This is a genomic window from Exiguobacterium sp. s141 (assembly GCF_018618085.1).
Lineage (GTDB): Bacteria > Bacillota > Bacilli > Exiguobacteriales > Exiguobacteriaceae > Exiguobacterium > Exiguobacterium mexicanum_A.
This window is the reverse complement of the sequence record NZ_JACSLJ010000001.1, coordinates 606,190-621,108: the sequence shown is the minus strand read 5'-3', so window position 1 is coordinate 621,108 and position 14,919 is coordinate 606,190. Positions and strand designations below refer to the sequence as shown.

Annotated in this window: 16 protein-coding genes and 1 other RNA gene; 13 read left to right on the top strand and 4 right to left on the bottom strand. The window is 52.0% G+C overall.

Features of this window, described 5'->3' with window-relative positions:
• The first annotated feature begins 32 nt into the window (after window positions 1-32).
• From KNP74_RS03170 to KNP74_RS03120, 11 genes are all read left to right on the top strand, one after another.
• Window positions 33-920: a YitT family protein gene (locus KNP74_RS03170; protein WP_128124240.1), complete on the top strand. Its 888-nt coding sequence runs from the start codon at window positions 33-35 to the stop codon at window positions 918-920.
• A 73-nt stretch (window positions 921-993) separates the two neighbouring features.
• Window positions 994-1,218 (top strand): preprotein translocase subunit SecG, encoded by a 225-nt coding sequence (gene secG, locus KNP74_RS03165; RefSeq protein WP_012726902.1) that lies wholly within the window; start codon window positions 994-996, stop codon window positions 1,216-1,218.
• Window positions 1,219-1,320: 102 nt separating this feature from the next.
• The gene (locus KNP74_RS03160; protein ID WP_214763319.1) at window positions 1,321-2,061 is read left to right on the top strand and encodes an alpha/beta hydrolase; all 741 of its coding nucleotides are present in this window, start codon (window positions 1,321-1,323) and stop codon (window positions 2,059-2,061) included.
• A gap of 16 nt (window positions 2,062-2,077) precedes the next feature.
• The gene (gene rnr / locus KNP74_RS03155) at window positions 2,078-4,480 is read left to right on the top strand and encodes a ribonuclease R (RefSeq protein WP_214763318.1); all 2,403 of its coding nucleotides are present in this window, start codon (window positions 2,078-2,080) and stop codon (window positions 4,478-4,480) included.
• Between the two features lie 49 nt (window positions 4,481-4,529).
• Window positions 4,530-5,000 (top strand): SsrA-binding protein SmpB, encoded by a 471-nt coding sequence (smpB, locus tag KNP74_RS03150; RefSeq protein ID WP_214763594.1) that lies wholly within the window; start codon window positions 4,530-4,532, stop codon window positions 4,998-5,000.
• 49 nt (window positions 5,001-5,049) lie between these two features.
• Window positions 5,050-5,405, top strand: a transfer-messenger RNA (tmRNA) gene (gene ssrA, locus KNP74_RS03145).
• Between the two features lie 127 nt (window positions 5,406-5,532).
• A complete protein-coding gene (locus KNP74_RS03140) occupies window positions 5,533-5,688 on the top strand; it encodes an alcohol dehydrogenase (protein ID WP_138859081.1) in 156 nt (51 codons plus the stop codon).
• 189 nt (window positions 5,689-5,877) lie between these two features.
• On the top strand, window positions 5,878-6,486 hold the full coding sequence (locus KNP74_RS03135; protein WP_138859082.1) for a hypothetical protein: 609 nt from the start codon (window positions 5,878-5,880) through the stop codon (window positions 6,484-6,486).
• 71 nt (window positions 6,487-6,557) lie between these two features.
• Entirely contained in the window at window positions 6,558-7,514 is a 957-nt protein-coding gene (locus KNP74_RS03130; protein WP_214763317.1) for an HNH endonuclease signature motif containing protein, read from the top strand.
• A 184-nt stretch (window positions 7,515-7,698) separates the two neighbouring features.
• Window positions 7,699-8,178: a GNAT family N-acetyltransferase gene (locus tag KNP74_RS03125; RefSeq protein WP_214763316.1), complete on the top strand. Its 480-nt coding sequence runs from the start codon at window positions 7,699-7,701 to the stop codon at window positions 8,176-8,178.
• The gene (locus tag KNP74_RS03120) at window positions 8,175-8,822 is read left to right on the top strand and encodes a hypothetical protein (RefSeq protein ID WP_214763315.1); all 648 of its coding nucleotides are present in this window, start codon (window positions 8,175-8,177) and stop codon (window positions 8,820-8,822) included. Before KNP74_RS03125 ends, KNP74_RS03120 begins: the two co-directional genes overlap by 4 nt.
• Before the next feature lie 48 nt (window positions 8,823-8,870).
• Here the strand turns inward: KNP74_RS03120 and KNP74_RS03115 are convergent, their stop codons facing one another.
• Window positions 8,871-9,062, bottom strand: coding sequence for a hypothetical protein (locus tag KNP74_RS03115; protein ID WP_214763314.1), 192 nt, complete (start codon window positions 9,060-9,062; stop codon window positions 8,871-8,873).
• Window positions 9,063-9,200: 138 nt separating this feature from the next.
• Between KNP74_RS03115 and KNP74_RS03110 the strand changes: the two genes are divergently transcribed.
• Window positions 9,201-10,613: an NAD-dependent epimerase/dehydratase family protein gene (locus KNP74_RS03110; protein ID WP_214763312.1), complete on the top strand. Its 1,413-nt coding sequence runs from the start codon at window positions 9,201-9,203 to the stop codon at window positions 10,611-10,613.
• A 202-nt stretch (window positions 10,614-10,815) separates the two neighbouring features.
• On the opposite strand, the gene KNP74_RS03105 is transcribed toward KNP74_RS03110, so the two are convergent.
• The gene (locus KNP74_RS03105) at window positions 10,816-11,343 is read right to left on the bottom strand and encodes a hypothetical protein (RefSeq protein WP_214763311.1); all 528 of its coding nucleotides are present in this window, start codon (window positions 11,341-11,343) and stop codon (window positions 10,816-10,818) included.
• A 218-nt stretch (window positions 11,344-11,561) separates the two neighbouring features.
• Here KNP74_RS03105 and KNP74_RS03100 point away from each other — a divergent pair, with 218 nt between their 5' ends.
• Window positions 11,562-13,118 (top strand): SulP family inorganic anion transporter, encoded by a 1,557-nt coding sequence (locus KNP74_RS03100; protein WP_214763310.1) that lies wholly within the window; start codon window positions 11,562-11,564, stop codon window positions 13,116-13,118.
• On the opposite strand, the gene KNP74_RS03095 is transcribed toward KNP74_RS03100, so the two are convergent.
• On the bottom strand, window positions 13,115-13,444 hold the full coding sequence (locus tag KNP74_RS03095; RefSeq protein WP_131437869.1) for a YolD-like family protein: 330 nt from the start codon (window positions 13,442-13,444) through the stop codon (window positions 13,115-13,117). The genes KNP74_RS03100 and KNP74_RS03095 overlap by 4 nt on opposite strands.
• Window positions 13,441-14,736, bottom strand: coding sequence for a Y-family DNA polymerase (locus tag KNP74_RS03090; protein WP_214763309.1), 1,296 nt, complete (start codon window positions 14,734-14,736; stop codon window positions 13,441-13,443). Before KNP74_RS03090 ends, KNP74_RS03095 begins: the two co-directional genes overlap by 4 nt.
• Window positions 14,737-14,919 lie beyond the last annotated feature (183 nt).

The following is a 14,919-nucleotide window of genomic DNA, read 5'->3' as shown; positions in this document are numbered from 1 at the left end:
GCGGTCTTTTTTATATGGAAGGGGGACAACCAATGAAACGTCAACAACAACATCTATTGCGTCAACAAGTCTGGAAGAAGCTCCAATCGATTTCCTTGAAGGATATCGCCTGGATCGTCGCCGGCTCATTCATTCTCGCGTTCGGGGTGAACTACTTCACCGTCCCGAACGATTTTTCGGAAGGCGGCCTGCTCGGGGTCACCATCATTCTGTACTACTTGTTCGGCTGGGACCTCGGGGTCACGTCGATTATCGGGAACGGGATTTTATTCATCGTCGGTTATAAGCTGCTCGACCGCCGGACGATGGTCTATTCGGTCGTCGCTGTCATCGCGACGTCGTTCTTCCTCAGCTTGACCCATGACTGGGGCAGCCCGGCCGAGGACAAACTGCTCGCGGCGGTGTATGCCGGGATCATGATCGGTGTCGGCATCGGCATGGTGCTCCGCGTCGGCGGGACGACCGGGGGCGGGGTCATCATCGCCCGCCTCATGGAGCGGTATTTGCACATGAGCGTCGCCGTGTCGATGTTCATCATCGATGCCATCGTCGTCGGGGCGTCAGGCTTCATCCTCGGGGAACAAGTCGTGCTCTATACGTTGATTGCCATCATCATCGGCTCGTGGGTCATCGACCTCGTCGCCGAAGGGCTCAACATCCGTAAGGCCGTCACGATTATCAGTGACAAACAAGAAGAGCTCGCCGTCGTGTTGACGGAGACGCTCGGCCGCTCGGCGACGATTATCCACGGTCACGGCTACTATACGAAGCAGGATAAGAACATGCTATATATGATTGTCGACAAGCGCCAAGTCGGCCCGCTCAAGAAAATCGTCGAAGTGACAGACCCACGTGCCTTCGTCGTCATCCACCAAGTGAAAGAAGTCATCGGGGAAGGGTTCAGCTACCCGTCCCGATAATTTGAAAGCTGGTGTTTTGACGCCAACTTCTATATAATAAGAAGCGTGTAAAAAGAAGGAGGAACTGACTACTATGCAAACGATCGCTACAATCAGCCTACTCGTCGTGGCTGTTTTATTGATTGTCGTCGTACTGCTCATGTCAGGTCGGTCGCAAGGTCTTGGGGCGATTGCAGGTGGCGCGGAGCAGTTGTTCGGCCGCCAGAAAGCGCGCGGCTTCGACGCTGTTTTGAACCGAACTGCAGCTGTACTAGGCACATTGTTTTTCATTTTAGGATTACTAGTCGCATCATTATGATGAAAGGCTGATCGTTCTCGATTTTTACGTGAGGCGGTCAGCTTTTGTTTTTTTCAATTATTTTTTGGGAATAATGGATTGTATGAGGAGATGACGTTAGCAATGAAGATTACAGCACCGAAACCGTTCTTCTTCGAAGGCGGACCACGTGCCGTGTTGATGTTACATGGCTTTACCGGATCGAGCGCGGATGTCCGCATGCTCGGTCGTTTCCTGCAAAAAGAAGGCTATACGTGTATGGGTCCCCAGTACCGGGGCCATGCCGTCCCGCCGGAAGAATTGCTTCAATACGGACCGGCGGACTGGTGGGAGGACGTCTTGAACGCCTACCAGTCGTTGAAAGAGAAAGGCTATGAGGAGATTGCTGTCTGTGGCCTCTCGCTCGGCGGCGTCATGTCGCTTCGCCTCGCTTCACAGGAAAACGTCAAAGGCGTCATCCCGATGTGCGCCCCGACAGGAATCGATGCCGAAGATCGGTTATACAAAGGAGTCAAAGCCTACGCTCGAGAATATAAATCTCGAGAAGACAAATCACCTGAACAGATCGAACAGGAGATGGCGGACTTCAAACCGATGCCGACGCTCAAGGACCTCCGTACCTTCGTCCGTGACACGACGACAAAACTCGAAGATATTTTCGTCCCGGCGCTCGTCGTCCAAGGGGCGAAAGATCAAATGGTCGATCCTGAATCTGCACATGAAATTTACGAGGCGATCAACGCGTTCCAAAAAGAACTGCTCATGTACGAGGAGTCGGGACATGTGATCACGCTCGATAAGGAAAAAGAGAAACTGCACCAGGACGTGCTCGATTTTCTCGAAACGTTAGACTGGTCAGTGTGAAAAAGGAGGTGTCACGTTGAATTTACGTGACCAACTACTAGAAATCATCCAAGCCAGTGATAAAGCACTGACGGTGGACCAATTGACCGAGCGTCTTGCGCTCGAGTCGACGGATGCCTTTAAAGAGCTCATCCGCACCTTGAACACCCTCGAAGAAGAGGGCTTAATCGGCCGCACACGGACGAACCGTTACGGGACGCTCGCCGTGCTCGGCCAAGCAGCGGGAATCATCTCGATTCACCAACGCGGCTTCGGCTTCTTATCGGTCGAAGGCGAGACGGAGGACGTGTTCCTTCCGCCCGACCAATTAAAAGACGTCTACCACGGGGACACGATTCTCGTCAAAAAACGTGAGGACAACCGCGGCAAGACCGAGGGCGTGCTCCTCAAAGTCTTGAAGCGTGGCTTGTCGGAGTTCGTCGGGACGTATACGCTCCCGAGTGGACGCCTCGACCAGTTCGCCTTCATCGAGCCGGACGACAAGCGCATCAACTTCTGGCCGGTCGTCAACCCGGACAAATCGCTCGGTGCCGTCGATGGCCATAAAGTCGTCGTCCGCATCACGAAATATCCGGACGGACGTTTCGCCGGAGCGTGTGACGTCGTCCGCATCATCGGACACAAGAACGACCCAGGCGTCGACATCTTGTCGATCGTCTATAAGCACGGCATCCCGACGGAGTTCCCGGAAGATGTCATCGACCAGGCGAACGCTGTACCGGACGAGGCCGACGAGAAAGACTTCATGGGCCGCGTCGACCTTCGTAACGAGACGATCTTCACGATTGATGGCGAAGACGCGAAAGACTTGGACGATGCCGTCCACGTCAAGAAACTCGACAACGGTAACTATGAGCTCGGCGTCCACATCGCCGACGTGTCACATTACGTGACGGAAGGGTCACCGCTCGACGTCGAGGCGTTCGAACGGGGGACGAGTGTGTATCTCGTCGACCGCGTCATCCCGATGTTGCCGCACCGTCTCTCGAACGGAATTTGTTCACTCAACCCGCACGTCAACCGGTTGACGCTCAGCTGCGTCATGGAGATCTCCCCGCAAAACGGGAAGGTCGTCCACCATGAGCTGTTCCCGAGTGTCATCAAGACGACGGAGCGGATGACGTATACGAACGTCCGCGAGATCATCGAACGCGATGACGAAGCGACGCTCGAACGCTACGAGCCGTATATCCCGTTGTTCGACTTGATGGCTGAGCTCGCAGAAGTGCTGCGCAAGCGCCGTAACTCACGCGGTGCCATCAACTTCGATTTCGCCGAGGCGAAAGTCGTCGTCGACGAAGAAGGCAAACCGGCCGATATCGTCTTGCGTCCACGCTCGGTCGCCGAGAAGTTGATCGAAGAGTTCATGCTCGCGGCCAACGAGACGGTCGCCGAACACTTCCACAAGATGGACGTGCCGTTCATCTATCGTGTGCACGATAACCCGAAATCGGACAAGCTCGATTTCTTCTTCGACTTCGTCGCGAACTTCGGCGTGCATATCGAGCGGTTCAAAGGCCAGAAGGTCGAACCGAAGACGCTTCAGAAGATTTTGAAGGCGATCTCGGGTGAACCGGAAGAGCCGGTCATCAGCACGATCATGCTCCGTTCGATGCAACAGGCGAAGTACGACGATGTCTCGCTCGGTCACTTCGGCCTGGCGACCGACTTCTATACGCACTTCACGTCACCGATTCGTCGATACCCGGACTTGATCGTCCATCGTCTCATGCGCACGTATGCTTTCAACGGCGACGTGTCAGAGAAGACGATCGCTAAGTACGAGGACCGTCTCGGTTCGATCGCCGAACAGGCGTCGAAACGCGAGCGTCGTTCGGTCGATGCCGAACGTGAGACGCAAGCCTTGAAGAAAGCCGAGTACATGGAATCACGTCTCGGTGAAGAGTTCGATGGCGTCGTCAGCGGTGTCACGAACTTCGGGATGTTTATCGAGCTTCCGAACACGATCGAAGGACTCGTTCGTCTCCAGTCGATGGATGACTACTACCACTTCGACGAGTCGCAACTCATGTTGCTCGGCGAGCGGACGAAACGTCAGTTCCGCATCGGTGACGCGGTGCGCGTCAAGGTCGACGCCGTCAACTTGGACGAGCGCACGATCGACTTCACCGTCGTCGGCATGCCGAAGCGGGAACAGTCGCGCCGTCGCCAACCGACGACGATTAAAGCGACGGAAGGTCGTCCGAAGAAGGATGACAAAAAAGGCCGCGGCCGTGACGACAAACGTCCGAAGCGCGGCAAGCCGGGCAAACCAGGGAAACCGGGCCAAGCCGGGAAACCGTCGAAACCAGGCGAGAAGCCGAAGACGTCGCAAGGACGGTCGGCGCTCGACTTGAAGAAGAAAGACGGTCAAAAACGTCAAGGCGACGCCAAACGCGGAGCGAAGAAGCGTCGCTGACGGGAGGGGGCGACCCCTCCTCTATATTGAAGTAAAGGACTGAATGTCTATGGCCAAGAAGAAAGATTCGAACGCGCTCGCGCAAAACCGAAAAGCGTCCTTCGATTATGCGATCGAAGATACGATTGAAGCCGGCATGGTGTTGACGGGGACCGAGATTAAATCGGTGCGCCAGTCAAAGATCAACATCGCCGACGCGTATGTCCGCTTTGATGGTGGCGAGGTGACGCTTCATAACTGTCATATCAGCCCGTTCGAGCAAGGGAACCGCTTCAACCACGAGCCGCTTCGTGTCCGAAAGCTATTGTTGCATAAGAAGCAAATTAATCAGCTCATCGGCGCGCAAGGGCGTGACGGATATACGATCATCCCGCTCAAGGTGTATCTGAAGAACGGCTTCGCCAAATGTCTCCTCGGCATCGGGCGCGGGAAGAAGAAGTATGACAAGCGCGACGACTTGAAGAAGAAAGATGCGAAGCGCGATGTCGATCGGGCTCTCCGGGACCGGCAAAAATACTGACAGCGAGACCTGATTGTGGTATAGTTGTTGTAGTACCAATTACCACCTCGGGGACGTTATGGATTCGACGGGGGTAGGTCGGTCGTATGTGGCGTGTCGAGGGGTCGGCCTCGTTAAAACGCAAACGCCTATAACTGGCAAAACTAACACACAACTCGCAGCAGCCTAAGTGCCCTGCGGATCCTGACATCCATCGCTTGTGTGGATGATTATCAGGGTCTCAAACTAAGCAAGCTACGCTTCAACCTCGCCGTCTGAGGGCGCGAAGAAGAGATGAACCAGACTGGATGCGACAACGCCTGTTTATCGGCAGTGTCACATTGAGATTTAATAGATAAACTACACACGTAGAAGCATGCGTTACGATGCCTTCGGACGCGGGTTCGACTCCCGCCGTCTCCATTTTTCAGCAGTCTACAATGACTGTCATCAATGATTTTTAATGAAGACCTTCTAATTTCATTGAGATTAGAAGGTCTTTTGATGTTAGCGGAGCAACTCAATCACAATGAAATGAAAGCAGGTGAATCAAATGGGAAAATATCAGTTAGATACGAAAAGTAAGGTGGCTGCTGCCAAGTATCAAGACGGTAAAAAACCAGCTGTTTCGAACAAAAAAGAGAAAATCAATCAGCTTCGAGAAGCATATTTGCAAAAGCAAAAAGAGAAGAAACAAGCTGGTGAGTGATCAAGAGGCGTTATAGCGAAAAAGGATTATTGAGTGATTGCTCAATAATCCTTTCTTTGTGAACGTACGATTCCATTATTTGGTTTTTTGAATGGTGTCAAAGGATTGAATATTACTTTGTTGAATATAAACTATGAGCTATTTTAAAAATTGTCACGAAAATATATAACCATCATAGGAGGAATCATCATGTCAAAAAAATCTACGGAATTAATTATAAAAGGAGTCAAGAAGTATGGTCCGGCAGTAGGAAAGTTTGCACTTGAACATAAAAAAGAAATTGTTGGAGCAATTGGTGCATTTGGTGTAACGGAACGACTTAAAAATCGTTCGAATAAAGAATCGAATCCTAAAAAACCAAAAGACAAAATCATGCATCCTCGAAAGAAGAGATATCAATATTATTTAACAGAGGTTGTTCCTGCATTAAACACTCAAAATCGAGACGAATTGTTCCAGTACAAGTTAGAAGTGGAGCAATGCATTCAACAAATCAAATTCGAGCAGGCGCAGGACATCGTCATCAAAAAACAGATTCATGAGAGTCGGATAAAAGAGTGGGATGCAATCTTGTCTCAAATCGTGAGCCAGATGACCGTGAGAGATTATATGGAATATCTAAAGCTCTTTAACAATCCTGAATATCAAAGCGAGTACTTTAAAGGCTTTGAAGGAGATGTTGAGAAATTTAAAAAGCTAAATACTGTCGAACAGTATGATACGTTAGTCCATTATATCCATGAAAAAACAAATATCGATATAGAACAAATCAAAAAAGAGTTTTCGGCTCCTGTTTGATTCACCTTGATCCGTTCTTGTTCCTCATTCGTTATAATCGATGATGTAACGAATGAGTGGGGGTGAGGTCATTGGGGTGGGATTTACGTGTTGCTGAGGCAAAAGACGTCTACTTAACAGAAACTGACTTATGGCGCTATACACAACAATTTTTAATGAATGCGACACATACGACGACGTACAAGCATATGCTTATGAAGGCGTTGCTTGAATGCACGACCGAACTAAGTGATTCTGGTGTAGTGACGTTCGAGCAAATTTCAAGACACGTGACGAAGATGTATTGGAATTTGATTGTGAAACACGGATTGCGACAAGTGAATCAACTTGAGAAATTGAGCTCGGTCGAAAAAACGATGCTCACGTTTCAAGCGACACATGAAATTCCGTCCACTTGGAACTTTGATCGTCTGCCGGTTCAGCAGCAACAACAATTGATTCGAAACGTGAATCAGTTCTATAAGAAGTACGTGTACGGATCGTTCTATACCTCGTTCGAGGGGACCGTCTATTCATTCAATCGGAAAGAAGAGTGGGTCAAAATTGTGCCGAGCTACGTCATCTTTTTTGAGAAATATAAACGGGTATTGATGAATGTTACGAATTATCAACTCGCCGTCTTTCTGGAAAAATACAATACACGCGAAGCGATGGAGCGAATCTTGAACAAAATCGAATTCGTCTCGGCTCGTCAATCGCTCGACGAGTTCAAACAGATTTTACTGAGTCACGGTCATTCCGTCTGTTTTTATTGCATGAAGCCGCTCAAACAGATCCATGTCGACCATTTTATCCCGTGGTCTTACATACAGAATGATGTTCTATGGAATTTTGTCCTCGCTTGTCCGACTTGTAATACGAGCAAGAACAATCGGATGGCGAAGGTTGATTATCTTTACTCGCTCGTGGAACGAAACCATGAGTTGCGAGTGGCAGAGCAGATGGAGACATACAAAGAGACGAAATTGATTCACCTGTATGACTATGCGGTGCAAAATGGGTTTGAAGCCAATTGGATGCCGAAGTAATTAAAATGAGTCGAACCTGATGTGTAAGGTTCGATTCATTTTAATTTTTTGATTATTCCTTCTTACATAATTTTTTTCAGAACACGTCCAAAAGGATACAGAGATTGGATGAGTATTTAATCCGATAATTTTCCCATAAATTGTATGATAAACTGAAGGGAAGAAGATTGTGAGGGGAACAATGATGAATATTCATTTTGAAAAGATGGACGAAAGAGAACTTACTTCTTATTTGACGTGGTTGATTGATGATTATGCGAACGACGTCGCCCGCAATTATCAATTACCTGCTGCACTGGCGCAAGAAGAGTCGACGCAATTGATTCGTAGCCTGTTTCCAGACAATCAACCGACTGAGGGACAAACAGTCGTCCATGTGATGGACGGTGCGACGCGAGTCGGGATTTTATGGTACGCCTTTCAGGTAGAATCAAAACGTGTCTTCATTTATCATGTTTGGATGCACGAAGCCTATCGCGGACGCGGATATGCGACGGCAGCATTGCAGCTACTTGAGACGATTACAGCGCACGAACTTGGGGCGACTTCGATTGGGCTGAGTGTATTTGGCTCAAATCCGGATGCTCAGCGATTTTATGCACGCCTCGGATTCCAACAAGCTTCGATTGCGATGAATAAGCGTTTGGGAGAGGTGTCGAGGTGAGGCGCTTTTGGAAATGGACATTGGCCGGAATTGGAGTACTTGTCGTCGGGATAGGAGGACTTGTTTTTGCGTTCAACCAGTCGATGCAGTCCGATCCCGATGAAGAAGCAAAAGCAATCCAACTCGCTGAGCCGTATGTAGCGGAGCGTTTCGACAATGCCGAATTGACGACAGAGGTCACGTTCGACAACATGGGGAATTTCCCGTTCGAATATGCGGCGACTGCAGTTGATTCCGTGACAGGGACCGAGTTTTTCGTCTATGCGGATGAGACGACAGGGGAAGTTGTCGACACGTTTCTCGCATCCAAATGGGAAGATGACGTGACGGATGCCATCGAAGATTCGGTCATGACGGCGTTTGGTCACGACGTCACGTACGACGTTTTTTACGATGAAGTAGCCGTACGACAACTCGACGCTTCGACGGCGAATCCGCTCGCCTATAAAACGGCCGACGTCGTACCGACAATCCTGGTGACGATTCATCGGGATCCAGCGCCAGGGGACGAGGCACTCGTCCGAACTTGGATGGCGGCGCTAAAAGAGAGCGACATATTACGCCGTGCGGAAGTTCACGTCGACTATATCGCTAAAAACGGAGAAATCCTCAATGATGGACCCCCGTTAATTCTATCGTTCTAATGAAAAAACACTTTCTGCGCGCAGAAAGTGTTTTTGCTCGGTTCATCGTCACCACAAGTTAAACAAATCCGCCACAATCGCATCACTTCCGTCTTGGAACATGAACAAACCGAGTGCGATTAACAGACCGCCGATGACGAGGCTTCCGAAGCGTATCAGTCCGCTCGTGTTCTTTTTGAATAGGCCGCGAATCACGAGCGCTCCACCGATCAATAGCATCAAGAAATACCAAAACCCCATAGCCATTCCTCCTCGAATGTAGTTGGCTTTATTTTACATATATTTTCCAGTACATACTGTAGGGCGCGGGACTGATTTAATCTCAGCCCAAGACGGGTACAGTACCTTTATGTGTAAATAAAGGGGAGAGTGACCACTATGCGGAAAACCATCGTCATCGCGGGGGCGAGCGGCTATATCGGCTCGAACGTGATGGACCATTTAAAAGAAGAATATGACATCATCGCTTTGTCCCGCTCGACGAAGAACAAAGAAGACGAGGACCACATCACGTGGCGGTCGTGCGATTTGTTCTCGTATGAACAGACACGCGAGGCGTGCGAGGGAGCGGACTACGCCATGTTCCTCGTCCACTCGATGATTCCGGACGGCGGATTGACGCAGGCGACGTTCGAAGACATGGACGCGCTCATCGCCGATAACTTCGCCCGGGCGACGAAAGCGAACGACATCGAACAAATCGTCTACTTGAGCGGCATCATTCCGAAAGAATCGAAGACGTTGTCACGTCACTTGAAGAGCCGGCTCGAGGTCGAACGGATTCTTGGTGGGCAAGGGGTGCCGGTGACGACGATTCGGGCCGGACTCATCATTGGTCCAGAAGGTTCGTCGTTCCCGATTCTCGCGAAACTCGTCAAACGGTTGCCGGTTATGATCCTCCCGAACTGGACGAAGACGGAGACGCATCCGATCGACTTGCGTGAAGCCGTCCAAGCGCTCATCTCGGTCGTCGGGACCGAGGCGCTGTACGACCATCATATCGATATCGGCGGCCCAGAAGTGATGACGTATCAGAAGATGATTGAAGATACGGCTGAGGTCATGGGCAAACGCCGCGTCATGATCGACTTCCCGTTCCCGACGATCAAGCTATCCCGCCTCTGGGTCATGGCGGTGACGGGTGAGCCGAAAGACACCGTCTATCCGCTCGTCGAAAGCATGGGCCACGCCATGGTCGCGAAAGACACGACCGGCGTCAAGCAAGGGGAAATCCCGTTCAAGGAAGCGGTCGAGCACGCGCTCGAGGAAGAAGAGAAACAGAAGTCAGGTGGCGGCAAGAAGAAAAAAGCGCCGCAACAGTATACCGTCCGCTCGATTCAACGGTTCGGTCTGCCAGAGAACAAATCGGCGCTATGGATGGCCGACACGTACTTCGAGTGGCTCGGCCGGCTCGCGTATCCGCTCATCCAAACGACGAAAGAAGACGATGACTGGGAGATTGCGCTCCTCCGTCCGTCATTCGTCGCGCTCCATCTGTCGCTCGAGGACGAGGCGACGGATGATATGGCATCGTATGAAATCGATGGTGGTCTGTTCACGAAACTGAGTGAGGACGACAAGACGGGACGACTCGAGTTCAGACGGCTTCCGGAGTCGGACGAAGGGCTCGTCGCCATCCACGAGTTTGTGCCGGCGCTACCGTGGTGGTTCTATACGAAGACGCAGGCGAAAGCCCATCTCGTCGTCATGTGGCTGTTCGGCCGTCACGTCCGTCTGCTTGGGGAAGATGCGGACGAGGGCGACCAAGTCGTCGAGGCACCGACCAATTAACGAAGACGCATCCATCGCGTGATGGATGCGTCTTTTAGATTATTTAAATTTTTTCGTACAAGCGCATAGTAGTACTCATTTTATTTTAAGAATTTTCGAACCAACTGTATGACTATCTTTACCGTCTTCGACAATTAAATAAATATGTTTTGCTCTAAATGGGGTCATCTGTATGAAGTTAACCAAGCTTTCGATTGAAAATTCAGGTCTGGTGTTCAATACAGGTGAGAATTGAAAGGTAGTGACACTGAAAAATTAAAGAAATGCCTGTATAGTCTTTCATGGATTTGTTTTTAATATTGCTTTTTGTTCTCTCCATATAGGTTGCCATTCTATCTTCCAAATTCTCATAACTTCTTAAGCGTGAACTCCACACTCCAACCTCATTTAAAGCCTTAGCGATTTCTACCTCTTGCTCTCCGTCTATGTAAGAACTCACTTCGTATTTTTCCTCAACACCGTCAGGCCGTAAAACCACAAAATCGTAATTTTGATTTCCTATAATGATTTTGACTTTTGCATCTGCAGGAAAATAGGGGGAAAGTGAAAACACGTATGCTGGAACAAACTCTTCTTGAAACTCCTTAAACCAACCTTTACGTAACCTTGAAACTGCTAAAGCACGCCGATCACGTTTTAGAAGTTCAATTATTTCTTTGAAGTAACTATCCATTTCACTTGGAGAACGGTACTTTGAAAGGTCTTTTAGAATGTTTAGCTGGTTTTTCATAAGTAAATCCCTTTCTTGATTAATATTATTGCCGATATGTCCAAACAGTTTTTATCATTGTATATCAATTCAGTTCTATACGTTTTGATTATAAGTAAGATTATTATCTCTGTTTGTTTTGTCGATTATGTTAACGTTTTGCCGGAGTCGTTTACAAAGGGCAGGGACAGGCGTACACTGAACTCGTTTTCGACATAATGGAAAGAAGGAATGCAAGAATGGACAACCTCATAACATCACGCCAAGGATGGCAGAAAGACATCTCGGCCGGGATCACCGTCGGGGTCGTCGCCGTGCCGCTCGCGATGGCGTTTGCGATCGCCTCAGGTGTCGGACCGGTGTACGGCCTGTACACGGCCATCATCGCTGGGATCCTCGTCAGCCTGTTCGGGGGCTCGACGTTCCAAATCGCCGGACCGACCGGCGCCTTCATCCCAATCGTCTCGGGCGTCATGCTCGCACACGGCTACGAAGGGTTACTCGTGACGACGTTCCTCGCGGGAATCCTGTTGTTCCTCATGAGCGTACTCCGCGTCGGACGACTGATCCGCTTCATGCCGCGGGCTGTCACGATCGGGTTCACGGCCGGGATCGCCGTCGTCATCTTCGTCGACCAGCTCGATGAACTGTTCGGCATCTCGTTTCAGAAAGCGCCGCACTTCCACGAGAATTTACTGAAGCTCGTGACGTCGTTACATGAAGCGAGCTTATGGCCTGTCTTCATTGCCGCCATCGGTTTCTTGACGCTCTGGCTCGTACCAAAACTGCCTGTAAAATTGCCGCTTCTCTTGATGGCGATGCTCGTGCCGACGTTCGTCAGTCTCGTCGTCCCAGGAGAAGTCGCGACGATCGGCAGTGCCTATGGCGGCATCCCGAGCGGACTGCCTGAGTTCAACTGGCTCGTGATCGACCTCGATTTGATTGCGACGCTGTTGCCATCGGCGTTCGCCATCGCCTTCCTCGGGGCGCTCGAGTCGCTATTGTCGGGTGCGGTCGCGGACGGCATGGCCGGCACGAAGATGAACCCGGACAAGGAACTGTTCGGGCAAGGGCTCGCCAACGTCGTCGTCCCGTTCTTCGGCGGGATCCCGGCGACCGGCGCGATCGCCCGGACGGCGACGAACATTCAAGCAGGCGCCGTCAGCCGCCGCTCCGGCGTCATCCACGGGTTGACGGTGCTCCTCGCCGTGCTCGTGTTGGCACCGCTCGCGAGCTATGTCCCGCTGGCCGCACTCGCGCCGATCTTGATGCGCGTCGCTTGGAACATGTCGGAGCGGCACCACGTCTTCGAGATGCTCAAGCATCGGTCGGCAGAGTCGCTCGTCCTGCTCATCACGCTCGGGCTGACCGTCTTCGTCGATCTCGTTGTCGCCGTCGAGGTCGGGGTCATCTGTGCGCTCGCCTTGTTCGCGAAACGGATGGCCGACACGATCGACGTCCGCGAACAGACGGAACGGTATGTGACGCGGGACGGCCAGGTCGTCTTCAGCGTCGAGGGGCCGCTCTTTTTCGGCGCGATCGAGATGTTTGAGCACGTCCTGCATCATATCCATGACGAGCCTGACGTGTTCATCTTCAACTTCCACCGCTGTCCGGTCATCGACGTGACGGCCGTCGAAGAGATTCGCCGCGTCGTCCGAGAGTTGAAAGCGGCCGACCGTCGTGTCGTCTTCGCGCACTTGTCGGCACCCGTGCGCCAGACGCTCACGCATTATGGCGTGCTCGACCACGTCGACACGTTCGAAACGACGCAGGAAGCGATTGACGCGTCTTAACGGACGGACAGAATCTGACCGAACGGGATGCGACGCACGTCCGTGTCGAACAGCTCGACTTCACGCTCGGCATAATAGATGGCGTGGACGTAGCCGCGCACCGTATGGGTCATGCCGTTGTCGAACAGCGTCAGCTCGACGGCGTCGCCTTCACGGATGGCGCGTTCGAGCTCGGTCTGCCATAAGTAGAGGAGCTGCTCATCCAAGTCAGGCAGCTCGATTTTTTGGACGTGGGCGTAATATTTCTTTAGCAGCGCCACGTGCTCGGGCATGAGGAACGGGATCCATTTCAATTCACCGCGGTCTTTGTATCGGGTCTGGCTCATGACGATTCACCTCCTTGTTTATGTCCGCCGATTAACCGCTGGCGGGTACGGAGCGGACTGTCTTTCAGTAAACTCGACGCCGGGCGGATCGTGCCGCGCCCGAAGCGGACGTTCAAGCGATCGACGAGGTCGAGGAAGTCCAACCGGCGTGCCCGGGCCCACTCGTCCTCGAAGAAGGAGAGCTGGACGTGGTCGCTCCGGGGCTCGAGCTTGCCGAGGGCGACCGAGACGTAACGGACCGCCTCCGTCTCGTCCCAGGCGTCGAGGAAAAGCGTCAACAACACCGGCAAGAACTCGCGCTCGTCCGCTGTGAAGCGGGCGAGCTTTTTTTGTTTGCTGAAGCCGCGCCGCTCGCTCGTCCGAGTGTAGCGGACACCGAGATGGACGCTGCCGCCGACGAGTCCGGCCTGTCGCGTCCGCATCCCGACCTCGACGGCGATGGCTTGTAAGACGAGCCGAATGGCCGCATACGTCGTATAGTCTTTCATGAGCGTGATGCCGTGGCCGATCGTCCGGGGTCGTTGCCGCTTTGCCCCGAACAGGGAACTTGGCGGGAGGATTGTCGGCGACTCGTCGATGCCCCAGGCGTGGTGCCACAACTCGGCGCCGATGACGCCGAACTTCTCATGGAGCGTCTCGAGCGGATAACGGGCGAGGTCGCCGATTGTGTCGATGCCGAGCCGTCGGAGATGGACTTCCATCTTCGCGCCGACGCCCCACATCTTGCCGATCGGGGCCGGATGGATCAATCGTTCGACGTCGTGGAGGAAACAGCTGGCGACACCTGTCTTCTTCCCATGCAGGTCGAGGACGAGCTTGGCGAGGACGTTGTTCGGTCCGATGCCGATCGTGACCGGGATGCCGGTGTAACGGAATACGGTCGAGCGGATGAGGCGGGCGACGTGCGCATCGTTCCCGAATAGGCGCTCCGTCCCGGTCAAGTCGACGAGCGTCTCATCAATCGAGTAGACGCGGATCGCCTCCGGAGGCGCGAACTGATGCAAAATATGAACGATTTGCACGGATACGTTCAAATAATGGCTCATCCGGGCCTCGGCGTAGATGACGTGCCGTCGCTCATGCCACGGCAACCGGTCGATGTGAAAGCGCCGGGACCCGGTCTTGATGCCGAGCTGCTTCATCGGCGGCGTCGCGGCGAGGACGAGGGCGCCGTGGTCCTGTAAGTTCGATAAGACGACGAGCTTTGTCTTGTACGGGTTCAACTTGCGGGCGGCGCACTCGCAACTGGCGTAGAACGAGACGCTGTCGATACAAAAAATCCGACGTCGCATAGCCACCTCTCCTTTTTACGAACAAACGTTCTGTTTTTTTTCATCGTATCATGGTCTCACGCCGTCTCAAATAGAAAAATGAAAAGAAATTTTGAAAAGAGTTAAAAAAAGGATAGATGGTAAATGAAATTCCATCTTTTTGGAATTTACCGAAATAATAAAGCGAGGCGGAAACAAAATCCG